This window comes from Streptomyces sp. NPDC005281, from assembly GCF_040607495.1.
Classification (GTDB): Bacteria; Actinomycetota; Actinomycetes; order Streptomycetales; family Streptomycetaceae; genus Streptomyces.
In genome coordinates this window covers 532,188-554,981 of record NZ_JBEXGX010000001.1, presented here as the reverse complement: position 1 = coordinate 554,981, position 22,794 = coordinate 532,188, and the positions used below count along the sequence as shown (strand labels likewise).

Here is a 22,794-nt window from a genome sequence, read left to right as displayed (position 1 = left end):
CCCCGTGCGGTGCGTAGGCTCGTGACCATGAGTGACACCGGACTGCGCGAACGCAAGAAGCGACGGATGTACCAGTCCGTCTCCGACATCGCCATCGGCCTCTTCCTGGACAAGGGGTTCGACGCCGTGTCCGTCGCCGAGGTCGCGGCCGCCGCCGAGATCTCCAAGCCGACGCTCTTCCGGTACTTCCCGTCCAAGGAGGACCTGGTCCTGCACCGGTTCGCGGACCACGAGACCGAGGCCGCGCGGGTCGTCGGGGAGGGCCGGGCAGCCGGGCGGTCCCCGATCGACGCGCTTCGTGAGCACTTCCTGGACGGTCTGCGCCGGGAGGACCCCGTCACCGGGCTCAACGAGCATCCCGGCATCCTCGCCTTCCACCGGCTGCTCTACGGGACACCGTCACTGGTGGCGCGGATGTACGGGTACCTGGAGCGGTCCGAGGCCGCGCTCGCCGAAGCGCTCGCCGAGCCGCTGGGGGCCGGGCTCGACGCACGGCTCGCCGCCGGACAGATCACGGCCGTGCGCCGCATCCTCGCCGAGGAGAACCTGCGGCGGATCGCGGAGGGCGAGCCGGTGGCGGCCGTACGGCCGGACGCCGAGGCGGCGGCCGAGCGGGCCTTCGCACAGCTGGCGGCCGGTTTTCCGGGCCTCGCCTGACCCGGGCGCCGACCGCAGAGGGTGTGCGACCTGGGTGTGACCAGGTGGGTGCGTGACCAGGACGTGCGGCCAGGATGCGTTACCAGGGCGTGCGATCAAGATGCGTGACCAGGTTAAGAATGTTACTCGGTTACGTAATTCCGCTACCCTGGATGGAATGACGCCCCCCGACCCCGCCCGGCAGCCCGCCCCCGACCCGTCGCTCACCCGCTCCCTCGCCCGCGAACGCGCCTTTCACGACATCTGCCGCGCCGCTCTGGCCGCGATGGTCGACGGCGCCGAGGAGCAGGTGGTCACGGGCGAGGACGTCTCGGCCTCCGGGGCCGACGCCGAGGTGCTCGGGTATCAGCTGCGCAGCCGGGCCAAGGAGATGCGGGAGCTGCCCCAGGGCCCGTTGTTCTTCGGCCGGCTGGACTTCCAGGACTCGGCCGGGGCGGCCGGTGACCACGCCGGGCAGAGCTACCACATCGGGCGGCTGAGGATCAGGGAACACCCCGCCGCCCCGCCCCTCGTCGTCGACTGGCGCGCCCCCGTCTCGCGCGCCTTCTACCAGGCCGGAGCCCGCGACCCCCAGGGCGTCGCCGTCCGCCGCCGCTTCGGCTGGGCCCCCGGCGGCCGGGGCGACTCCGCCGACCTCACGGGAATGGAGGACGAACCCATCGGGCCGGGGCGCCTCGCGCGGGAGCGGATCGAGTCGGGGAGTCTCGCGCGGGAGCCGATCGGGCCGGAGCCGATCGGGTCGGAGCCGATCGAGTCGGAGGTGATCGGAACCGGGACTGTCGGGGGTGGGGCCGCCCGGGCGGGCTCGATCCTCGCCGAGGAGATCGAACGCCCCCGCGTCGGCCCCATGCGGGACATCGCCGCCACCATCCAGCCCGAACAGGACGACCTCGTACGAGCCGATCTCGCCGCCTCGGTCTGTGTGCAGGGCGCCCCGGGCACCGGCAAGACGGCCGTCGGCCTGCACCGGGCCGCCTATCTCCTCTACACGCACCCGCAGCGCGTCCGCCGGGGCGGCCTGCTGATCCTCGGCCCCAACCGCACCTTCCTCTCGTACATCGCGGAGGTCCTTCCCGCGCTCGGGGAGACCGGCGTGCGCCAGTCGACCGTCGGGGAGGAGATCGCCCGCCGTCCCGTGACCGGCGAGGACGACGGGCACGCGGCTCTCGTCAAGCACGACGCCCGGATGGCACGGGTGCTGCGCCGGGCGCTGTACGCCAACATCGGCGTACCGGCCGACGGCCTCGCCGTGCCGGACGGCACGTACCGCTGGCGTGTCCCCGTCGCCGTACTGCGCCGCATCGTGGACGGCGTACGCGCCGAGGAACCTCCGTACGCCGTCGGCCGGGAGCGGGTGCGGACACGGGTCGTGCGGTATGTGCGGGAACGGGCCGAGCTGCGGGCCGGCCCGCAGACGAACGCCTGGGCGCAGCGGATCTCACGGGCCCGGCCGGTCGGCGAGTACGTCGACACGGTGTGGCCCCGGGTGCGCCCCGAGGAACTGCTCGCCCGGCTGCTCACCGACGCCGAGGCGTTGGGGCGGGTGGCCGACGGGATCCTCGACGCCGACGAGCAGAAGGCCGTCCTGTGGGCGAAGCCGCCCCGGTCGTGGAAGTCGGCGCGGTGGTCGGCCGCCGATCTCGTCCTCCTCGACGAGATCGCCGGGCTGATCGAACACCCCGAGGGATACGGCCACCTGGTGATCGACGAGGCGCAGGACCTGTCGCCGATGGAGTGCCGGGCCATCGCGCGGCGGGCCTCCTTCGGGTCACTGACCGTGCTCGGGGACCTCGCGCAGGGCACGACTCCCTGGGCCGCGCGGGAGTGGGGTGAACTCCTCGCCCACCTGGGCAAACCGGAGGCCGCCGTCGTTCCCCTGACGGTCGGTTTCCGGGTGCCGGAGGCCGTCGTAGAACTCGCCAACCAGGTGCTGGAGCGTCTGGGAGTGGGCGTCCCCCCGGCCCGGTCCCTGCGCAAGGACGGCGAGTTGAGGATCCGGCCGACCTCCGACCTCGCGGCCGAGACCGTCACGGCGGTACGGGAGGCGCTCGCGCACGAGGGGTCCATCGGGGTCATCGCCGCCGACGCTGACGTGGCGACCGTACGGGAGGCGCTCGGCGCCGCGGGAATCGTCGCCGCCGGAGCCGGCGAACCGGGCGCCAGGCTCGCGGTGTTGCCGGCGAGCCTGGCCAAGGGGCTGGAGTACGACCATGTCGTGGTCGTGGAACCGGCGGCGATGGCGGAGGCCGAGGAGCGGGGCCTGCACCGGCTCTACGTGGTACTGACCCGCGCGGTGTCCCGCCTGGACGTGATCCATACACGCCCGCTGCCTTGGTGACCTCCACCCTCCCCGCGACCACTGCCCGGGCAATCCCAGCGGGACTTGGGCCGCTCGGCCCCCTCTGCCGCCCCACGGCCGCTTTTCCTCCCGCGACACACTTTTGCAAGCAGGTGCTTGCAAAAGTTAGCGACGATGGGGCAAGGTGGGGGCATGGCATCGCTCAACGTCGGCAATCTTGGTGAATATCTGCGGGAACAGCGGCGCACCGCGCAGTTGTCCCTGCGGCAGCTCGCCGACGCCGCCGGGGTGTCCAATCCGTATCTGAGCCAGATCGAGCGCGGGCTGCGCAAGCCGAGCGCGGAGGTGCTCCAGCAGGTCGCCAAGGCGCTGCGGATCTCCGCCGAGACGCTGTACGTGCGAGCCGGCATTCTCGACGCCGAGCGGGACCGCGACGAGGTGGAGACGCGTGCCGTCATCCTCGCCGATCCCACGCTGAACGAGCGGCAGAAGCAGGTGCTGCTCCAGATCTACGAGTCCTTCCGCAAGGAGAACGGATTCGAGATCGCGCCGGCGGACGAGACCGGTCACGGCGTCGAGGTGCCCCGCACCGGCGAAGGCCGCGGCACCGACGGACCCGGGACTCAGGACATACAGGACGCCCAGCCTTCACCGGACACCGCCGTCCGGGGCCCCCGCACGGCCGACGGCAGCGATGCCGGTCCGCAGCAGACCGCGAGTTGACCGCGTTGCGGACCACCGAACCCTCAGCTGAAAGCGATTACGGGAGGACCATCGTCATGGCCATCACCGACGACATCCGCAAGGCCGCCACGGACCCGACCCCGCTGTACTTCCTGGCCGGCACCGCCGACCTGGCCGTCCAGCAGGCGAAGAAGGTCCCCGGCATCGTGGAGCAGATCCGCGCCGAGGCCCCGGGGCGGATCGACACCGTGAAGAACATCGACCCCAACGCCGTCCAGGAGAAGGCCACCGCCCGCGCCAAGGTGGCGCAGGAGAACCTTCAGGTCAAGGTGACGGAGCTCCTCAACAGCCTCGACACCGACCTGAAGAAGCTCGGTGAGTCCGCCCAGGACTTCGCCCTGCGCGGTGTCGGCGTCGCCGCCGAGTACGCGGTCAAGGCCCGCGAGACGTACGAGAAGGTCGCCGAGCACGGCGAGCAGACCGTGCGGACCTGGCGCGGCGAGGCCGCCGAGGAGATCGAGGAGTTCGCCATCGCCGTCGAGCCGAACGCCGAGACGGTCGAGGTCAAGGAAGAGGCGAAGCCGGCGGCCGCCGCCGAGGACGCCACCTCCAAGAAGAGCCCGGCGAAGAAGGCCTCCGTGCGCAAGCCGGTCGCCAAGAAGACGACTCCGCCCGCGAAGTAGGCGAGCGCGGAGACAGATTCCGCCTTGCGCGGACGGGCCGGGCACTCTCTGAGTTCCCGGCCCGTTCTCCGGGTACGGTGACCGTAGAGACGACTTGAACCAGGCGGTGGACATTGTGCTGATGACGGCATTCGGCGGTCTGATGTGGCTGATCTTCACAGCCATGCTCGTGCTCGCCGTGGTGGCGCTGGTGCTGGCCGGTATCGCCCGCGAGGACGCCTACCGCGCCGCCGACAAGCAGAACAAGGTGTTCTGGCTGATCATCCTCGGGATCACCGTGGCGGTGAACCTGCTGGTGCCGATACTCTTCCTCCAGATCGCCGGCCTGGTCGCCACGATCGTCTTCTTCGTCGACGTCCGCCCCGCGCTGCGCCAGGTCTCCGGCGGCGGCCGAGGCCGCCGAGGCGGCAGCAGCAGCGACGGCCCGTACGGCCCGTACAACGGCGGAAGGTAACGGCGCCCCGCCCCCCCCGGGGGGCGGTCACTTCACCCCCGAGCCACGATGCACCCGCAGTCGGGATCCGGCGGGAGGGGCCGTGCCGGTACGTCACATGCCCGTCGCTTACGCCCGGATCGAGCAGCGGCTCCCTCTCGAAGTGACGTCTGATCCAACGGCGACGGGCGGATGTACCGGCACGGCCCCGACTCCCCACCGGACCGGACCGCCAGACCCGCACCGCCAAGACCTGCACCGCAGGAACCCGCACCGCAGGAACCCGCACAGCCAGGACCTGCACCGATGGGACCCGCACCGATGCCGGCAAGGCCCCGGCACCGAACCGCGAACGCCGGCGCGAGCGAACCTGCTACGGAACCCGGTCCAGCAGCAGTACCGCCACGTCGTCCGCCAGTTCCCCGCCGTTGAGCTCGCGCGCCTCGTTCACCGCCGCGCGCAGCAGATCCTCGCCCCGGAGTCCCTGGGCGAGCTGGCGGCGGACCATGTCCACCATGCCGTCCAGCCCCAGGCGCTCCTTGCCCACGCCGGTGTGGCCCTCGATCAGCCCGTCGGTGTAGAGCATCAGACTCCACACGGCGCCAAGTTCCACCTGCATGCGCGGCCACCGGGCGTTCGGCAGCAGACCGAGCGCGGGGCCGTTGTTCTCGTACGGCAGCAGTTGGGCGGGCCGGCCCGGACGGGCGATCAGCGGCGAGGGGTGACCGGCGAGGCAGAGCCCGGCGCGGCGGCCGTCGGGCGCGATGTCCACGGTGCACAGCGTCGCGAAGATCTCGTCGTTCTCGCGCTCGTGCTCCAGGACCTGCTGGAGCGTGGACAGCAGCTCGTCGCCGCACAGGCCCGCGAACGTCAGGGCACGCCAGGCGATGCGCAGCTCGACACCGAGCGCGGCCTCGTCGGGCCCGTGCCCGCAGACGTCGCCGATCATGGCGTGCACCGTGCCGTCGGCCGTGCGCACGGTGTCGTAGAAGTCGCCGCCGAGCAGCGCGCGAGAGCGGCCGGGCCGGTAGCGCGCGGCGAAGCGCAGCGGGGAGCCCTCCAGCAGCGGGGTCGGCAGCAGGCCGCGCTCCAGGCGGGCGTTCTCCTGGGCGCGGAGCTTGGACTCGGTGAGCCGGCGTTCGGCCTTGTCGGAACGTTTCCGCTCCACCGCGTACCGGATCGCACGGCTCAGCAGCCGGCTGTCCAGCTCGTCGCGGAAGAGGTAGTCCTGGGCGCCGACGCGCACCGCCTCCGTGCCGCGTTCGGCGTCACCGGACGCGGTGAGCGCGAGGACGGCGTGGCCGGGCGCGAGCCGCAGGACGTGCTTGAGCGTCGCCAGCTCGTCGGGGCTCTCGGCCGCCCGGCCCGGCGCGGGCAGCGCGAGGTCGAGCAGGATGCAGTGGACGTCGTCGGTGAGCAGCCGCTCGGCCTCGGTGAGGTTGCGGGCGGTACGGACACGGATCGGCTTGCCGGCCGCGTCGAGCATTTCGGGCACGCCGAGCGAACCCGCCGGGTCGTCTTCGATGACCAGGAGGGTCAGATGGGTGGTGCCGGTGATCAGGGTCGTGGTGCGGCCTTCCGGTGCGGTCCCGGCGGGGCCGCCGGTGATGTCTCCGGATGGGCCGCCGGGTGAGAACACGGCTTGAGCCTGACCACTCTCCACGGCCGGGATCGCTCTCTGCCGCGGTACGGGTACGGGCATCGTCTGGGTTCCTTCCCTCCCCCCCGAGGGCGTGGTGGGCGAAGGACCTCGACCCACCGACGGGGACCATAGCGCCCGCCGGTGCCGCAACGGAATGGCGAACGGCGCGGCGCCGGGCAAAGGGACACTGTCATATGCCGCATCCCGTAACGCACTTGGACAGGACGCGGTTCGCCCGGGGATGACGAAGGTCACTTCCCCGGGGTCGGGCAGCCGGGGCAACCGTGCGTCAGGTCACGTGCGGTGCGTCACGCGTGCGCCGCGAGGCGTGCCCCGCCACGCCATGCGTCCGCCGCGAGGCGCGCCCCTTCACGAGACCGCCGCGAGGCGTGCGCCTTCACGAGACCGCCGCGAGGTGTGCGCCTTCACGCGTCCACTGCCAGGCATGCCCCCTCACGCGTCCGCCGCCACGCGGGCCCCGCCATGCGTCCGCCGTCGGGCCTGCGCCGTCAGTCATGGCGGCACACGCTGTACGCGACCCCGACCCCGACCCCGACCCCGACGCCCGACGCCTGACGCCGGCTCCCAGTGCCCGGAGCCCAGCCCCCGGTGGACCGGCTACGCGTCCGGCCGGACGACCCCCAGGATCCGCATCGAACCCGCCCCCGTGATCGTCACCGTGCGTCCGGGGCGAGGGGCGTGCACGATCGCGCCGTCTCCTATGTACATCCCGACATGGCTGGCGTCGTCGAAGTAGATGATCAGGTCGCCGGGGCGCATGTCCTTGATGTCGACGTGCTTGAGCTGCTTCCACTGCTCCTGCGAGGTGCGGGGGATGGGGTGACCGGCGGCCGCCCAGGCCTGTGAGGTCAGCCCCGAGCAGTCGTACGTCTTCGGACCCTCGGCGCCCCACTCGTACGGCTTGCCGATCTGGTCGGTCGCGTACTTCACGGCCTTCCTGCCCTGCTCGGACGCGTCGCTCTTGATGTCCGCGAGGACGCCGGAGCTCAGCCAGACCGACTGCGCCTGGTAGGCGGCCTCCTCCTCCAGCTTCGCGAGCCGCTCCTTCTCCTTCTTCTCGAGCTGCGACTCGAGCTTCTCGGCGTCGGAGATCCGCTGCTTGATCTTCTTCTTGGCCTCGGCCTTGGTCTCGCGTTCGGCCTCCAGCTTCCGCCACTGGTCGGAGGCGTCCTTCGCGTACTGCCGCAAGTCCTGCTGGGTGCGTGCCATCTCGTCCAGCAGTCCCTTGGTGGCGTGCTCGCCCTGCCGCACCCGTCCCGCGCCGTCCAGGAACTCCTGCGGGTCGTCGCTCAGCCACAGCCGAGCCTCGGGCGGCAGGCCGCCGCCCCGGTACTGCGCGCGAGCCGCGGCACCGGCGCGGTCCTTCAGCGCGTCCAGCTTCGCCTGGCCCTTGACGATCTCCTGGGCCAGTCCGACGATCTCGGCCGACTGCTTCTGGGTCTTCTCCTCGGCGGCGTTGTACGCGTCCGTGGCGACCGCCGCGTCGTGGTAGAGCTTGTCGAGCTTCTGGCGGACCGCTTCAAGGTCCTTGTTGCTCACGGGTGTCGGGGTCGCCGTCGGGGTTCTGGTCGGCGCCGGCTTCGGCTCCGGGCTCGCGTAGGCCGTCCCCGATGACGCCAGCACCACGCAGGCGCATGCGCAGGCCAGGGCCATGGCCGCCGTGGTCAGGCTCCGCTTGCCGGATCCCATTACTCCGCCCCCCAACTGATTTACCGTCAGTAACATACGGATGCCTGGGGGATCGTGCCATGTCGGCGCGCAATGCGACAGAGCCGGGCAAGAACTCCCTTCCCCTCGCACGCGAGGCAGGCAGGAATTCCCTTCCCCGGAGCCCGCATCGGCATGACGATCTCATTCCCCGGCCTGTGTGACGTGCGACTCACCGAGATCGTTCCCGGCCGGTCACGCACTGGTCGTCTCCCGGACGCCGTCGTGACCCGCGGGACCCGTGCGCCCGGTCAGGCGCGGGGCGCCAACGCCTCCCAGCGCACCGTCACTTCGCCCTGGCGCCAGCGGGCGATCCCGTCCACGACCGGCCAGTCGGCCGTCAGGTCGCGGACCGTGCGTATCCAGCGCTGCCTGGCGCCGTACGCGGCGTACGGCGCGGCGGCCGCCCAGGCGCGGTCGAAGTCGCGCAGGAAGGAGTGCACCGGCTCGCCCGGCACATTGCGGTGGATGAGGGCTTTCGGCAGCCGTTCGGCCAGGTCGGACGGGCGGTCCAGGGAGCCGAGCCGGGTGGCGAAGGTGACCGTGCGCGGGCCTTCGGGGCCGAGGGCGACCCAGACGTGCCGACGTCCGATCTCGTCGCAGGTGCCCTCGACGAGCAGCCCGCCCCTGGAGCCGGGGCCCGCCGGAGCGAGCCGTGCGCAGAGCCGCCGCCAGACCTCGGCGACCTGCTCCTCGTCGTACTGGCGCAGCACGTTCGCGGCCCGGATCAGGTGCGGCCGGCCCGGCACCGGGACCTCGAAGCCGCCGTGCAGGAAGGCCAGGCCCTCGCGCTCGTACGGCCGGGCCGCGGCGACCCGCGCGGGTTCGATCTCGACGCCGAAGACGTGGGTGCGGGGTGCGGCCGTACGCAGACGGGTCAGCAGCTCGACCGCGGTCCAGGGCGCGGCGCCGTAGCCGAGGTCCACCGCCACGGGCTCCGGTGCCCGGCGGAGTTCGGGGCCGTGCACCGCCGCGATCCAGCGGTCCATGCGGCGCAGGCGGTTGGGGTTCGTCGTCCCGCGCGTCACCGTGCCCACGATGCGGGGGCGGGACGCTGCGCGGGTTGTCATGCGTACGAGAGTAGGCGGCCCCGGCACGGGCCGGGTGACCCTGTGGACAACCGGCGCCCACCTCCGGCACCTGTGGAGAACCTCCGGCATCCGGGGTGCAGACGCGCCCCACGGTCGAACGGTTGAGCGACTCCAGGCAATGATTCGGCAAAAGGGAAATGGAGCGGACACCTCCGACGTTCCACCTCCTGGAGGGCGTGACACGTCCTCCGACCGGCATGCCCGCAGCAAGGAGGATCGCCACGTGAGCCAGTACGTGAGCAGGCTCGGGCGCCGCTCGCCTGCGGCACCATCGAGGCTCAGGCTGCACCGCAGGCCCCGTCGCGTGGCCATGCTCTCCGTGCACACCTCCCCCCTGCACCAGCCCGGCACGGGCGACGCGGGCGGCATGAACGTGTACATCGTCGAACTCGCCCAGCGGCTCGCCGCGATCAACATCGAGGTCGAGATCTTCACGCGGGCCACGACCGGGGCACTCCCGCCGACCGTCGAGCTGGCTCCGGGCGTCCTCGTCCGGCACGTCGACGCGGGCCCCTACGAAGGCCTCGCCAAGGAGGACCTCCCCGCCCAGCTGTGCGCCTTCACCCACGGCGTCATGCAGGCCTGGGCCGGTCACCGCCCCGGCTACTACGACCTCGTGCACTCGCACTACTGGCTCTCAGGCCACGTCGGCTGGCTGGCCGCCGAACGCTGGGGCGCGCCCCTGGTGCACGCCATGCACACCATGGCCAAGGTCAAGAACGCGGCGCTGGCCGAGGGCGACACTCCCGAGCCCGCCGCCCGTGTCATCGGCGAGACCCAGATCGTGCGCGCCGCCGACCGCCTCATCGCGAACACCGCGGAGGAGGCCGACGAACTCGTACGCCACTACGGGGCGGACGCCGGAAGCGTCGCCGTCGTCCACCCCGGGGTCAACCTCGACCGCTTCCGGCCCGCCGACGGCCGCGCCGCAGCCCGCGCCCGGCTCGGCCTGCCGCAGGACGCCCTGATCCCCCTCTTCGCGGGCCGCATACAGCCCCTCAAGGCACCCGACGTGCTGCTGCGCGCCGTCGCCGTACTGCTCGACGAGCGGCCCGACCTGCGCAGCCGGATCGTCGTCCCCGTGGTGGGCGGTCCGAGCGGCAGCGGACTCGCCAAGCCCGAGGGGCTCCAGAAACTGGCCGCGCGCCTGGGCATCGCCGACGTCGTACGGTTCCGGCCGCCCGTCGGGCAGGACCAGCTCGCGGACTGGTTCCGGGCCGCGTCGGTGCTGGTCATGCCCTCGTACAGCGAGTCCTTCGGGCTGGTCGCGATCGAGGCACAGGCGGCCGGTACGCCGGTGCTCGCGGCCGAGGTCGGCGGGCTGCCGGTGGCCGTACGCCACCAGGAGACCGGCTTCCTCGTACAAGGGCACCGTCCCGCCGACTACGCGCGCGTGCTGCGCGAATTCGCCGACGACGAGACCCTCGTGCCCCGTATGGGCGCCGCCGCGGCGCGGCACGCGGAACGCTTCGGCTGGGACACCGCGGCGGCGGCGACGGCGGACGTGTACACGGCGGCGACGCAGGACCACCGACGCCGGCAACGCGCCCACCACGCCTGACCCTCCGCCGCCGGGGGCCACGCCTGACCCTCCGACGGGCAGGCGAACCGGGCGCGTCACCCTCGACACGGGTCACGTACGCTCGCCCCATGACTGACGCAGCGTCGATCATCGAGCGGGTCCTCACCGAGGCCGAGCTGGAGTGGGAGAGCCCCGGGGCGGGCTCGTACGTCGTGAAACTGCCCGGCACCCGCAAGCTCTCGACGACGCTCTCGCTGATCGTCGGCAAGCACTCGCTGTCGCTGAACGCGTTCGTGATCCGCCGCCCGGACGAGAACCACGAGGCGGTCCACCGCTGGCTCCTGGAGCGCAATCTCAAGCTCTACGGGGTCGCCTACGCCGTCGACCCGCTCGGAGACGTCTATCTGGTCGGCAAGCTGCCGCTGACCGCCGTCACCCCCGAGGAGACGGACCGTCTTCTCGGGTCCGTGCTCGAAGCCGCCGACGGTTCCTTCAACACCCTCCTGGAGCTCGGTTTCGCCTCCGCGATCCGCAAGGAGTACGCCTGGCGGGTGTCCCGGGGCGAGTCGACGCGCAATCTGGACGCGTTCACGAATCTGACGCAGCGGCCCACTACCTGATCCCCGTCTCCCGAGCGGTCCGCCCCCGGCGCTCCACGGGGTTCAGGATCGTGCGTACCGTCCCGGGGTCACCCCCACCAACCGGCGGAACTGCCGGGTGAGATGGGACTGGTCGTAGAAGCCGGTCAGGGCGGCCACCTCGCCCGGTGGCCGTCCGTCGAGAAGCAGACGGCGGGCGCGGTCCACGCGGCGGGACATCAGATACTGGTGCGGGGCGATGCCGAACGCGCCGCTGAACGCCCGGACCAGGTGCGCGGGGTGGGCGTGCACGAGCCGCGCGGCCTCGTCGAGGGCGATCCCCTCCACCACCCGCTCGTCGAGGAGTTCGCGCAGCCGGCGGGCGAGCGGCCGGTCGGCGTGCGAGGCATCCACGGCCGACCGGGGGAGCAGCAGTCCGCGCAGGCGCTCCGCGATCAGCGTCAGCCTGCTGTCGGCCTCCAGCTCGTCCCCGGCGTGGGCGAGCGCCGTGTGCAACCGGGCGACCCGGCGCCGCAGCACGGGATCCGCCAGCCCCGGACCGTCCACCGCGGGTCCGATGAGGTCGTCGGCCAGGCGTGAGCCGTCCAGGTAGAGGACCCGCTTGCGGAAACCGTGCGCGGTGGCGGGCTCGCCGTTGTGCGGGATATGCGGCGGCAGCAGCGTCACCGTGTCGCGCGGGGTCCCGTGCTCATGCCGGTCGAGGTCGTAGCGGACGGCGCCGTCGTCGACGATCAGCAGGGTCCAGGCCTCGTGTACGTGCATCGGGTACGCGTACTCGGTGTAGTGCGCGTGGAAGACCTCGACGATGCCCGGGACGCTCGGGCGCCACGCGGACATCTCACGTTGAGGGGTCACGCAAAGAACGTACAAGACGACGGCGTACACCGGTCGGCAGGCTTCTCGTATGAGCGGTGAGAACGAGAACGAGAAGCCGAACGAGTACCAGAAGCCGAACGAGAACGAGAAGCCGAACGAGTACAGGAAGCCGAACGAGAACGAGAGTGGGAGCGGCGGGAGCGGGAGCGGTATGAGCCCGCCCGGCGCGAGCGGCATGAAGGGCGGGGATCGTTCGGGCATCGGCGGCGCGGACCTTGCGGACGCCGCGCCCGTCCGCTTCGACACCAAGATCACCGTCGTCCTGCGTGACGACCTGGAGCCCTGGCAGCGGCTCAACGTGACCGCCTTCCTGGTCAGCGGCCTGGGGACGACCGTCCCCGAGGTGATCGGGGAGCCGTACGAGGACGCCGACGGCGTGTCCTACCTGCCGATGTTCCGGCAGCCGGTGCTGGTCCTCGAGGCGTCGAAGGAGACGCTGACCGCCGCTCACGGCCGGGCGCTGTCCCGGGCCCTGCCGCGCGCGGTCTTCACGTCGGACCTCTTCGGCACGGGCAACGACCGGGACAACCGCGCCGCCGTACGGGCGGTGCAGACCGGCGGACTGGACCTGGTGGGACTCGCGCTGTACGGGCCGCGGAACGCGGTGGACAAGGTGGTGAAGGGGGCGCGGATGCATCCGTGAGCTGTGCGTGTTCGGCCCCGGGGTCGTCAGGCGGGGGCGTTACCTGGCCCGGGGCCGGGGCCGGGGCCAGGGCCAGGCCTGGGCCCGTCAGGCCGGGGTGGCTTCCGCGTGGGGTGTCGTGGTGGGCGCGTCCGTCGCGGCGGGGCCGGTGATGACCCCGGCCACGGCCCCGATGCCGGAGCCGGGGCTGCCGACGCCCTGCGCGGACTGCCTTACCGCCCCCGGGACCGACTCCCGTACCGCCTCCGGGACGGCCTCCCGCAGCACAGGCTTCCGTACAGGCTTCCGTGCCGACGTCCGTACCGACTCCTCCGCCGGGAACCGCCGCATGAGCAGCGCGTACCCGAGACCCGCCGCCGTGCCGACCACCGCGCACAGTCCCCAGAGCCAGGCCGCGCCGAAACGGTCGATGACGACGCCGGACATCACCGGGGCGATGAGCGAGGCGAGGGCCCAGGAGAGGGTGTACATGCCCTGGTAGCGGCCGCGCCCGTGGACGGGGGAGAGACGGACGACGAGTCCGGTCTGCGTCGGGGCGTTGACGATCTCCGCGAGGGTCCACACGCAGACGGTGAGCGTGAAGACGCCGACCGACCCGGCGAAGACGGTGAGCCCGAACCCGTATCCGGCGAGCAGGGACGAGATCACGAGCAGCCACTTGGGGTCCCGGTGCTCGATGAAACGGCCGACCGGGATCTGGAGTACGACGATCATGAAGCCGTTGACGGCGATCGCCGTGCCGTAGTCGGCCGGGGTGAAACCGGCCCTGCCCATGGCGACCGGCAGACCGACGGCACCCTGCTGGAAGACGAGGGCGACGAGGAACGACAGCCCGACCACGCTCATGAACCGCCCGTCGCGCAGCACGGTCATGAGCCCGACCGGGGCCTCCGCCTCCTTGGCGACCTGCACGGGCCGGGACTCCGGGAGCTTCGCGAAGACGACGAGCGCGCAGGCGAGGGTCATGCCGGCCTCGATGAGGAAGCCGGCGAGGTAGCTGTACTCGGCGATGAAACCGGCGCCCATGGAGGAGACGGCGAAACCGAGGTTGATGGCCCAGTAGTTGAGCGAGAAGGCGCGGACGCGGTCCTCGGGCCGGACGATGTCCGCCATCATCGCCTGCACGGCGGGGCGGGAGGCGTTGCTGGCCATGCCGACCAGGAAGGCGACCGCGGCGATGGCCAGCGGGTCGTGCATGAAGCCGAGCAGCGCGACCGAGGCGGCCGTCGACACCTGCGCCACGAGCAGCGTGGGCCGGCGGCCGAACCGGTCGGTCATCACTCCGGCGACGAGTGAGGAGATCACGCCGCCGAGGCCGTGCAGGGACGCGACGAGACCCGCGTACGAGGCGGAGTAGCCGCGGTCGAGGGTCAGGTACAGGGCCATGAACGTGGCGACGAAGGCCCCGAGCCGGTTGATGAGGGTGCTGGTCCACAGCCACCAGAACTCGCGGGGGAGTCCTGAGAGGGTCTCTCGGACGGCACGTCTCATGACGGCGGCTGGCATGGGTCCCCCACGGATGTAAGCGGCTCTGGCGGTGTGCACAACTTACGAGCCGCCTGCCTTTGAGAGCCACTCAATTAACAGATGCCGTCAACTGACGGGCGCCGGAGCGGGCGGGAAACGGCCGGACGGGGGCTCCCGTGTCCGACTGATGGCCGAAGGCGCGAGGCGTCGCGGGGTTCGATTACGCTCGGAGCCATGGCCGACGCACCGTACAAGCTGATCCTCCTCCGCCACGGCGAGAGCGAATGGAACGCGAAGAATCTGTTCACCGGTTGGGTGGACGTCAACCTCAACGAGAAGGGCGAGAAGGAGGCAGTACGCGGCGGTGAGCTGCTGAAGGACGCCGGCCTGCTGCCCGACGTGGTCCACACCTCGCTCCAGAAGCGCGCGATCCGCACCGCGCAGCTCGCGCTGGAGTCCGCGGACCGCCACTGGATCCCGGTCCACCGCAGCTGGCGCCTGAACGAGCGTCACTACGGTGCCCTCCAGGGCAAGGACAAGGCCCAGACGCTCGCCGAGTTCGGCGAGGAGCAGTTCATGCTCTGGCGCCGCTCGTACGACACCCCGCCGCCGGCGCTCGACCGTGACTCCGAGTACTCCCAGTTCGACGACGCGCGCTACGCGGCCCTGCCGCCGGAGCTGCGCCCGCAGACGGAGTGCCTCAAGGACGTCGTCGTCCGCATGCTTCCGTACTGGTTCGACGGCATCGTCCCGGACCTCCTGACCGGCCGTACGGTCCTGGTCGCGGCCCACGGCAACTCGCTGCGCGCCCTGGTCAAGCACCTCGACGGCATCTCGGACGCCGACATCGCGGGCCTGAACATCCCCACCGGCATCCCCCTCTCCTACGAGCTGGACGCCGACTTCAAGCCCCTGAACCCGGGCGGCACCTACCTCGACCCGGACGCGGCAGCGGCGGCGATCGAGGCGGTCAAGAACCAGGGCAAGAAGAAGTAGCGCGACACCAGCAAGCCCCCGACCTGCGAGTTCTTCGCGGGGCGGGGGCTTTTTTGGTGGGGCTGGGCCGTCTGTGGGCCGTCAGGTGCTTGGTCGGGCCGTCAGACGTCGTCGGTACGCCGCCACTCGTAGGCACCGACTGATGTCTCGACGACCTCTCCTCGTTGAGCGACGTGCGCCAGACATGACCCCCACGCGGGCCGGTGAAGATCAGCCGCTTGGTCACCGGGGGACCGTCCGCGACCTTCCACGGCAACGTGATCTCGACCGGCGGGAACTCCTTCACATGCGCCCGGAGGGCGTCAGCGACCGGCCCGGGGAGCGGGACGTCCCGCAGCATGCCGCCCTTCGGCGGAGCGAACACGGCATTGCTGCGGCTCAGTTTGAGCTGCTGGACCACGTGAAGCGTGTCCGCCTCGAAGGCGATCGCATCGACGGCTACGCCCAGAATCTCGCCTTGTCGGAGCCCGCGGCCGCCGCCCGGATCGACCATCGCCCGGAAGTGCCCGGGCAGGGCGGCGCGCACAGCGAACACCCTGCTCGTGTCCATCCGGTCGGCGGCGGCCTTGAGCGTTGTGCTCATGACGTGTGCGTAGGTGTCGACCCGGACTCCACCGGGTCCGGAACCGGGTGGTGAAGTGACGGCGCCGGTCCGGACACCCTGCTTTCGTGTGTCCGGACCGGCGCCGGCTCACTTGTCATGCGGCCGATTCAGGCCCTGTGGGCTCAGGTTGCTCAGGTCCTGACCGTCAGGTACTGCCAGCCGCCCCACGTGCTCACGTTGGTGGTGTCCTTCGAGCTGTGGACGTACTCCGAGCGCACCCGGAACTTCTGGTTGACCGCGTGGGAGAGGCTCAGCTGCGCCGCCACGGTGCTCCTGGAGTTGAGCGTGAAGCAGCCCGAGGTGCTGAGCGTGTGCCAGGCACCGCTGTAGTACTGCTGGACCTGGAAGTGCACGCACTGGCCGGACTTGTTCGGCGAGACGGTCGTGGTCACCGTCGGCCGCGCCGTGTGGTGGTAGACGCGGTAGGTGGTGCCGCTGTACGTGGTGGTCGTGTAGTAGCCGCTCAGGGCCTGCGCGACCTTCACCTGGTCGCTCACCGCGCGGGTGGCCGTGGCCGGGGCGTAGCGGTAGTCGCCCGCGTAGGACGCGGTGAACGTCGTGTTGTCGACGAGCTTGTACGTGGCCGTCAGGTTGCCCTTGCTGTCTACGGTGCCTGTCTTGACCAGCGTCTTCTTGCCGCCGGCGGGCGTGGCGTAGAGCGAGACCGTACGGCCGTTGTACGTGGTGCCCAGGTGGGCGGTGACGGTGGCCGTCGCGCCGTACACGTAGGTCGAGGCGTCGGTGGCCACGGACAGGCTCGTCGTGGCGCGCGAGACCTGGACGATCGCGGAGGCGGTGGCCGCCCGGTGGCTGGTGTCGTACGCGTAGCCGACCGTGTAGGTGTTGGCGCCGCCGGTGGTCGGGGTGTCCTTGACGGTGATCGTGCCGTCGGCGGCCACGGGGGTTGTCCACGTCACGGGCGTCGTGGTGTGCGCCGCGTCCGTGCGGGTCACGGTGACCGTCTCGCCGCTGTCGTACGGGCCGTCGCTCAGCACGGCGCCGAAGCTCAGCGCGGTGCCGCGGGCGGCGGTCGTGGGGGCCTTCAGCACGAGGGTCGGGGCGTAGGGAGAGATGGTGGTGCTCACGTCGTTCGAGCCCGGCTGGTGCGTGATGTCACCCCCGAACGACAGGCGGTAGGTGAACCATCCGGCTGTCGCCGGGTCGTCGGTGACCGTGAACCGGCCGGTGGCCGGGTCGAGCGGGGCCGCGGGGAGCTGCTTCGACTCGTGGGTGTCCTCGTTCGTCCGGGTCACCTGGACGGTGTCGCCCTGTGCGAAGGGGCCGCGGCTCAGGTCGGTCATGACCGTGCCGGTGAAGGCCACCTTGTGCGGCGCCGCCGAGCTGAACTCCGGGTACGGGATGGAGGTTCCGAGCCTGGACACCCCCACCGTCAGCGAGGTGGTCGCGGGCCGGTGCGTCGCGTCGCCGGCGTAGGACACCTCGTAGGTGTACGTGCCCTCGTCCTGGCGGGTGTCGGTGATGCCGAACGAGCCGTCCGCGCCGACCGTGGCGTCGGGCAGATCGGTGCCGTCGCGGGTGACCTTCAGCGTGGCGCCGGCCGGCACGAAGCCGTGGCCGCCCACGGTTCCGTTCAGCGTGAACTGCTGGGCGGGGATCGCGTACGGCGACGGGGGCTTCAGGGAGAGCCGGGTGTCCGTGAGCTTGGCGTCGCCGTGGACGTCGAGGGTGTAGGACCCGTTGTCCCGGGTGACGGCATAGAGCGTGCGGCCGTCGGCACCCCAGGCGAGGCCGTCGGGGGCGACTGTGCCGGCCGGGAAGGCGAAGTGGTTCTCGGCGATCTGGTCGGCCGCGTAGACGTAGGCGCCCGCGCCCGAGCCCGCGGTGCTGCCGAGGGCGATCGTGCCGTCGGAGTCGACCGCGACGGAGTCCGGGGAGGAGCTGACGCCGCCTGTGTAGTACACGTAGGGCTTGGCGGTGCTGAGGTCCGCCGTGCTGTACACGTACACCGCGGTCGACTGCGGAACGAGAAGGTTCGTGCCGTCCGCGGTGACCTGGACGGGGCCCGTCGCGGCACCGCCGAGGCCCATGTCGACCTTGAGGGTGGCGGTCCCGGAGGAGACGTCGTAGGTGGCGACGTGGGTCATGGAGGACCGGGCGTCCTGCACCGCGAGCACCCCGCCGCCCGTGCTGAGAAGGGGGGCGGCCGACCAGTGCGGCATGACGGGCTGCGGGGTCGGCGCCGGGTCGGCGGCGGAGGGGTCCACCGAGCCGACGGTGCCCTTGCCGTCGTCGGCCGTGTAGCCGTACCAGACCTTGCCGCCGGCCACGGCGACGGAGACCGGGGTGCTGGCGGTGCCGGTGCCGACGCGGCCGGTCTCGGTGAGCGTCGCCGTGTCGATAGAGGCGATCGCGTCGCCGTCGGTCAGGGCCGCGTACAGCGTCTTGCCGTCGGCGGACAGCGCGAGGCCGTCAGCGCCCTGCTCGCCGTCGATGGTGGTGACGGGATTGCCGGACAGGTCGGTCACCACGATGCCGGTGGTGCCGGCGCCCTGGCTGAAGAAGAGGTGCTGGTGAGGGCCGTCGACCACCATGTGGGCGTAGTGCGACAGCGGCAGCGGGGCCGTGTTGTCGCTGTCGGCCCAAGCGACCGGACCGGTGAGGCCGACGGTGGCGGTGGCCAGACCCGCGACGACGGATATCGCCGCCGCGAGCGAGACCTGCTTGAGGCGCATGGGGCTCCTGGAGAGGGGGTGAACAGGCAGCCGCACGACCACGCCTGTCGCCGACAGGACGGCCGACGGGCGGATGCCGGACACGCGTGAGACCGCTGACCTCTCGTTTTGGTTGTACTGCCGCGTCGTGAGGTTCGGGGCTGCGTCGTCGGGCTCGGGGGCAAAGCGCGACCGGATGCCAACCAGAAGGTTGTGAGGGGGTGGGTACGGAGCCATTCGGCTTCCCGGGACCGAGGGGCCGGAGATTCCTGTCCGCCCCCCCGTGTCAGTCGAGCCAGTAGTAGGGCATGCGAAGGAGATCGCAAGCGCGGGCGGCGACCGCCTCGGCGTGCGCCGGGACGCCTTCGTCGGCCAGGCCACGAGTCAGGTGCAGGTGAAGGGACTGGAGGGTGGCAAAGGTGTTGAACGCCCAGACCGGGACCGGCCCGGGGCCTCCACCGTCCAGGGCTGCCGACACCACGGTCAGCCAGTCGGTGGCCTCCTCAGGCGCCAGGCCAGGGGCCTGGAGGATACGTGTGAGCGCACGGGCAAGCCGCGCATCCTCCAACTGCCCGTAGCGGTAGTCGGTCTGCTTGACCGTCATCCTGCGGGCACATAGTTCAAGCAGTTCAGTGCGGTGGTCAGGCAGAGCCTTCGCGAACGCCGCGGCGGCGTCGGCGCCGTGTGCGACGGCGTGCAGCCAACCCAGGGAGTCGTCCCAGCCACGTGTGTCCTGCTCGGCCGGATACCAGTCCGAGAATCGGGCATACCAGCGCTCCGCGGCCTCCTTCGGCACAAGGCCGGGGACAGTGTGGCCCCGCGTCAGAACGGAGCACAGAATCAGCGGTGCGAAGGTCCGGGCCTGTACCTCGGGGTGGGTGAACCGGTCGGCGGCGGTGTCGCCGAGCGCCCCGAGGAGCTCATCGAAATGCCCGTTCCTGATCCATCGCGCAGCGCCGGTGTAGGCGTGGTCGTCGCGGATCTCAGGATCCGGAGATACCAGCATGGCCGACAGCTCGACGGCGAGTTGAGAAGCCGGGATGCCCTCGGGGAAGGGGAATCCCTCGGCCGCGATCGATGCCCAGTCGACAAGATCAGCACTCATGACGTCAGGCTACCCAGGGCGGACTCGGGAACGCCGGGACGACTGGGCAGGCGCACGTCAGAGAGCTGGTGCTCCGGGGCTGAACTGCCGTGTCGACTGCGCCATTTCACCACCCATGTACTTGCACGCATGCCAGGGACGGATGACGGTCGGTCGCTTGAAGCCCACTCCACTGTCTCCTCGGACATGAGCGGATCTACTTCGAAAGAGCGACGCCCGTCTCCGCCTTGTTGCATAACGGCGAAGTACAGCAACCACTGCCGGCCATCATCCTGCGGAGTCAAGGAACTCGGTCGCGGGACCGCGATACTGCCGACGTCGGAGACCGGATGGAAGTACTGGGAGACTTCGTCATGACCTATTCGAGTCCCCGGGCTTACCTTGCCGCGTGCGCAGTGGCCGCGTCGGCATTCCTACTTGCCTCGTGCACCTCCGGCAGCGGTGAGGGGGAGGCCCGCAGCGCTCCGCCGTCGCCGTCCGCGCCGATCGAGTCCCGGACGCCAACCGGGTCGTCCGAGAAGAAGCTCACCGAGCAAGCCCAGGCGGTCCTTGCAGCCGTCCACAGCGGGACGATGGTCGAGGCCGGAGTCGAGCGGGTGAACGACGGAATCCACACTGAGCCCACCCTGCGCGAGGGCAGGACTTACCGGCTCAACCTGGTTTGCACCGGCAGCGGCAGCGCCCGGCTGACATTCGTACCGGTAAGCGCCGGCAAAGAGACCGAGGTGCCGTGCGATCAGTCGGTGGTCCAGCAGCGGATCACCATGCACAAGCGGGTACACATCGACGTAGACGGAACCAAGGGATCGACCGGCATGATCGCTTGGCAGATAGACGCAATCTGATCCGGGCACACGCGAATGCCGCCCGATATCCCCTTCCACCCCGCTCGTCCCTTTGGTGGCTCCCGTCCGAGGCCGCTGCACGGGATGCCTGGGCGGTCGTCCGGGAGCAGAGGCCAGCGAAGGTCGAGGTCTACCAAGAGGCCGTCTAGACAGCTCAGGCTTGCAGGTGTGGCCAGCCGTCCCGGTTCGAGAAGGCTTCCGAGCAGCAGCGGGTGGACCGATCCCACTCCTTGCCGGTTGCCAGCTCTTAGGCCTGATCAGGCACGTAGAGGAGCGACTCGCCGTCGAGCGCGGCGGCGGTGTAGGGGGCGAACCGGTCGACGTCGCAACAGGCCAAATGCAAATCCCCGCACCGGTGTTGGCCATTTCACTTGCCGAGGGTCCTGCGGGAACCGTGGGCGACCCCACAGCCGCACGGTCGATGCGCGGCCTGTCGCTCCGTCGTGAGCGTTGCTGCTCCCGGGGCCCGGGCGTTGGCCCTTTCACGGCGCGAGGCCACGGAGCCTTCGCGAAAAGTGATTGGCGGATCACCGCGTCCACTGCTACCTTCCCGGAGGCCGTGCGAGAGAACGAGGAGGTGGTACCCGTGAACGCAGTATCGACATGGGTGCTCTCCTCCGGGGTCACGGTCGGGCGATAGGTCGTCCGGGAGCGCCGTTCATGAGCACTCCCGAAAGGCACGACCATGCATTTCACTTCTGAGCAGCGTCTCGACGACGGCGTCCTCGAACGCGAATTCACCCTCGGCGAGATCCCCGGCACCCTGTGGACCCCTGGATCCGCACCGGCCCCGCTGGTCCTGATGGCCCACAACAACGGCCTGCCCAAGGCGGAACCCCGGCTGGTGGCCCGGGCCCGGTACACCGCGGCTCGCGGCTACGCGGTGGCCACCATCGACGCCGCCGGGTGCGGTGTCCGGCCCCGTTCCGCCGCCGACGAGCAGGCCCGCGCCGACCTCCGCCGGGCGATGCAGGCCGGCGAACCTGTCGACGAGATCTTCGAGTCCTTCATCGGCCCGCTGGTCGAGAACGCGGTCCCGGAATGGCGGACCACTCTGGACGCCCTCCTCGAACTGCCCGAGATCGACGGCCCGGTCGGGTACTCCGGGGGGTGGACCGCCCTCGGCATCAGCCTGGCGTTGGCCGAGCCGCGCATCGTGGCCGCGGGCTTCTTCGCCGGGGGGTACGTGCCTCGTGCCCAGCGCGAGGAGGCTCGGCAGGTCACCATCCCGTTGCTGTACTTGCTCCAGTGGGACGACGAAGGCAACCCCCGGCAACGGGCCCTGGACCTGTTCGACGCCTTCGGCAGCAAGGAGAAGACGCTGCACGCCAATCTGGGAGGGCACACCGGCACCCCGGCGTTCGAGCTGGAGGACGGATGCCGGTTCTTGGACCGGCACCTGAAGTGAGCCTGAAGTGAGGCCGGGCAGGAAGGCCGCCGACAGACGTTAGTCAGCAGTCAGCAGTCAGCAGTCAGCAGTCAGCAGTCAGCGATCAGGATGCCGCCGTCGAGGATCGGTCCCGGCCCACCTCGGCGGCGGCGCTCCCGCTGTGTATCCGCCCCTGCCGACCGGGGCCGGCTATCCACTCGTTCCGAGCGAGCCGCCCGGTACGGCGGTACGGAGCCAGGCGGCGAGGGCCGAGAAGTCGTCCTCGGTCAGGCCCTTGGACGGGTCTACGCGGTGAAGCAGGGAGGGGCTCGCGTACTGCGCTTCGACCCAGAGCCGGTCCACGGCACCGATCTCGTCGTCGACCCAGATGAACGGGCGGCCGCCGGCCCACTCGACGATGGGACGGGTCTTCCAGTGCAGACCCCTCGGACCCGCCTCCGTCGAGTCCTCGGGCCACTCCACCACCGGCAGCCGGGGCAGCCCGATCCTCGGGGCGATGGACTCGTTCGCCTCTTCCATCCACGTCGTGGCCCACACGAGTTCGCACCCGAGCGTCTTCAGGCGTGGGCCCACGGTGGGGTCGAGCCGTCCGAGCAGGGGATTCCCCGGGTCGGGGCTCGCTTCGGAGCCGGGCGCGGAGCCGGAACCCGCGCCGGAGGTCTCGTGGTGGGCGGACGAAGGGCCGAACGGGATGAGGGGGCCGTCGACGTCCAGGAAGAGGATCGGCCGTTCCACCACCTGAGTTCCCTGGGCGGTCATTCCTTGGCTGTCATTCCTGGGGTCTTCTCCGGGTTGTCGGGGACGGCAGGGGGCAGGGTGCCGTCCCCGACAACCTCTCACGACATCAGGCCTCGGCCG

At 71.0% G+C, this 22,794-nt stretch carries 19 protein-coding genes and 1 pseudogene; 11 read left to right on the top strand and 9 right to left on the bottom strand.

Annotated elements, in window-relative coordinates; all coding sequences use genetic code 11:
- Positions 1 to 27 precede the first annotated feature (27 nt).
- The 5 genes from ABZV42_RS02360 (at position 28) to ABZV42_RS02340 (ending at position 4,777) form a co-directional block, all read left to right on the top strand.
- Positions 28 to 657, top strand: a complete 630-nt coding sequence (locus tag ABZV42_RS02360; RefSeq protein WP_355983874.1) for a TetR family transcriptional regulator — start codon at positions 28 to 30, stop codon at positions 655 to 657.
- 157 nt (positions 658 to 814) lie between these two features.
- Entirely contained in the window at positions 815 to 2,995 is a 2,181-nt protein-coding gene (locus ABZV42_RS02355) for an AAA family ATPase (protein ID WP_356050673.1), read from the top strand.
- A 153-nt stretch (positions 2,996 to 3,148) separates the two neighbouring features.
- Complete coding sequence (locus ABZV42_RS02350; RefSeq protein ID WP_355983872.1) at positions 3,149 to 3,679, top strand: helix-turn-helix transcriptional regulator; 531 nt, start codon at positions 3,149 to 3,151, stop codon at positions 3,677 to 3,679.
- A gap of 56 nt (positions 3,680 to 3,735) precedes the next feature.
- The gene (locus tag ABZV42_RS02345; protein WP_355983871.1) at positions 3,736 to 4,323 is read left to right on the top strand and encodes a hypothetical protein; all 588 of its coding nucleotides are present in this window, start codon (positions 3,736 to 3,738) and stop codon (positions 4,321 to 4,323) included.
- Between the two features lie 115 nt (positions 4,324 to 4,438).
- Positions 4,439 to 4,777: a DUF2516 family protein gene (locus tag ABZV42_RS02340; protein WP_356050672.1), complete on the top strand. Its 339-nt coding sequence runs from the start codon at positions 4,439 to 4,441 to the stop codon at positions 4,775 to 4,777.
- A gap of 352 nt (positions 4,778 to 5,129) precedes the next feature.
- On the opposite strand, the gene ABZV42_RS02335 is transcribed toward ABZV42_RS02340, so the two are convergent.
- From ABZV42_RS02335 to ABZV42_RS02325, 3 genes are all read right to left on the bottom strand, one after another.
- Positions 5,130 to 6,458, bottom strand: a complete 1,329-nt coding sequence (locus ABZV42_RS02335; RefSeq protein WP_355983870.1) for a SpoIIE family protein phosphatase — start codon at positions 6,456 to 6,458, stop codon at positions 5,130 to 5,132.
- 558 nt (positions 6,459 to 7,016) lie between these two features.
- Positions 7,017 to 8,108 carry an NlpC/P60 family protein gene (locus tag ABZV42_RS02330; RefSeq protein ID WP_355983869.1) on the bottom strand — a complete coding sequence of 364 codons (1,092 nt, stop codon included), beginning with the start codon at positions 8,106 to 8,108 and terminating at the stop codon, positions 7,017 to 7,019.
- A 269-nt stretch (positions 8,109 to 8,377) separates the two neighbouring features.
- On the bottom strand, positions 8,378 to 9,196 hold the full coding sequence (locus ABZV42_RS02325) for a class I SAM-dependent methyltransferase (RefSeq protein ID WP_356050671.1): 819 nt from the start codon (positions 9,194 to 9,196) through the stop codon (positions 8,378 to 8,380).
- Between the two features lie 244 nt (positions 9,197 to 9,440).
- On the opposite strand from ABZV42_RS02325, the gene mshA reads away from it, so the two are divergent.
- Complete coding sequence (gene mshA, locus ABZV42_RS02320; protein WP_355983867.1) at positions 9,441 to 10,778, top strand: D-inositol-3-phosphate glycosyltransferase; 1,338 nt, start codon at positions 9,441 to 9,443, stop codon at positions 10,776 to 10,778.
- A gap of 89 nt (positions 10,779 to 10,867) precedes the next feature.
- A complete protein-coding gene (locus ABZV42_RS02315) occupies positions 10,868 to 11,359 on the top strand; it encodes a YbjN domain-containing protein (protein ID WP_356050670.1) in 492 nt (163 codons plus the stop codon).
- A gap of 42 nt (positions 11,360 to 11,401) precedes the next feature.
- Here the strand turns inward: ABZV42_RS02315 and ABZV42_RS02310 are convergent, their stop codons facing one another.
- Positions 11,402 to 12,175, bottom strand: a complete 774-nt coding sequence (locus ABZV42_RS02310) for an AraC family transcriptional regulator (protein WP_355983940.1) — start codon at positions 12,173 to 12,175, stop codon at positions 11,402 to 11,404.
- 214 nt (positions 12,176 to 12,389) lie between these two features.
- Here ABZV42_RS02310 and ABZV42_RS02305 point away from each other — a divergent pair, with 214 nt between their 5' ends.
- Complete coding sequence (locus tag ABZV42_RS02305; protein ID WP_356050709.1) at positions 12,390 to 12,857, top strand: DUF2000 domain-containing protein; 468 nt, start codon at positions 12,390 to 12,392, stop codon at positions 12,855 to 12,857.
- 87 nt (positions 12,858 to 12,944) lie between these two features.
- Here ABZV42_RS02305 and ABZV42_RS02300 read toward each other — a convergent pair whose 3' ends face one another.
- Complete coding sequence (locus tag ABZV42_RS02300; protein ID WP_356050669.1) at positions 12,945 to 14,363, bottom strand: MFS transporter; 1,419 nt, start codon at positions 14,361 to 14,363, stop codon at positions 12,945 to 12,947.
- A 195-nt stretch (positions 14,364 to 14,558) separates the two neighbouring features.
- Here ABZV42_RS02300 and ABZV42_RS02295 point away from each other — a divergent pair, with 195 nt between their 5' ends.
- A complete protein-coding gene (locus ABZV42_RS02295; protein ID WP_355841172.1) occupies positions 14,559 to 15,320 on the top strand; it encodes a phosphoglyceromutase in 762 nt (253 codons plus the stop codon).
- A gap of 157 nt (positions 15,321 to 15,477) precedes the next feature.
- On the opposite strand, the pseudogene ABZV42_RS02290 reads toward ABZV42_RS02295, so the two are convergent.
- From ABZV42_RS02290 to ABZV42_RS02280, 3 genes and pseudogenes are all read right to left on the bottom strand, one after another.
- Positions 15,478 to 15,869 (bottom strand): annotated as a pseudogene (locus tag ABZV42_RS02290) (site-specific integrase); the annotation flags it as partial.
- Positions 15,870 to 16,055: 186 nt separating this feature from the next.
- Entirely contained in the window at positions 16,056 to 18,617 is a 2,562-nt protein-coding gene (locus tag ABZV42_RS02285; protein WP_356050668.1) for a hypothetical protein, read from the bottom strand.
- Between the two features lie 265 nt (positions 18,618 to 18,882).
- Entirely contained in the window at positions 18,883 to 19,701 is an 819-nt protein-coding gene (locus ABZV42_RS02280) for a DUF2785 domain-containing protein (protein ID WP_355977407.1), read from the bottom strand.
- Positions 19,702 to 20,030: 329 nt separating this feature from the next.
- On the opposite strand from ABZV42_RS02280, the gene ABZV42_RS02275 reads away from it, so the two are divergent.
- Positions 20,031 to 20,546, top strand: a complete 516-nt coding sequence (locus ABZV42_RS02275) for a hypothetical protein (RefSeq protein WP_355977409.1) — start codon at positions 20,031 to 20,033, stop codon at positions 20,544 to 20,546.
- 685 nt (positions 20,547 to 21,231) lie between these two features.
- Positions 21,232 to 21,954, top strand: a complete 723-nt coding sequence (locus ABZV42_RS02270; RefSeq protein WP_355977411.1) for an alpha/beta hydrolase — start codon at positions 21,232 to 21,234, stop codon at positions 21,952 to 21,954.
- A gap of 171 nt (positions 21,955 to 22,125) precedes the next feature.
- Here the strand turns inward: ABZV42_RS02270 and ABZV42_RS02265 are convergent, their stop codons facing one another.
- Complete coding sequence (locus tag ABZV42_RS02265) at positions 22,126 to 22,695, bottom strand: HAD domain-containing protein (protein ID WP_356050667.1); 570 nt, start codon at positions 22,693 to 22,695, stop codon at positions 22,126 to 22,128.
- Between the last annotated feature and the right edge of the window lie 99 nt (positions 22,696 to 22,794).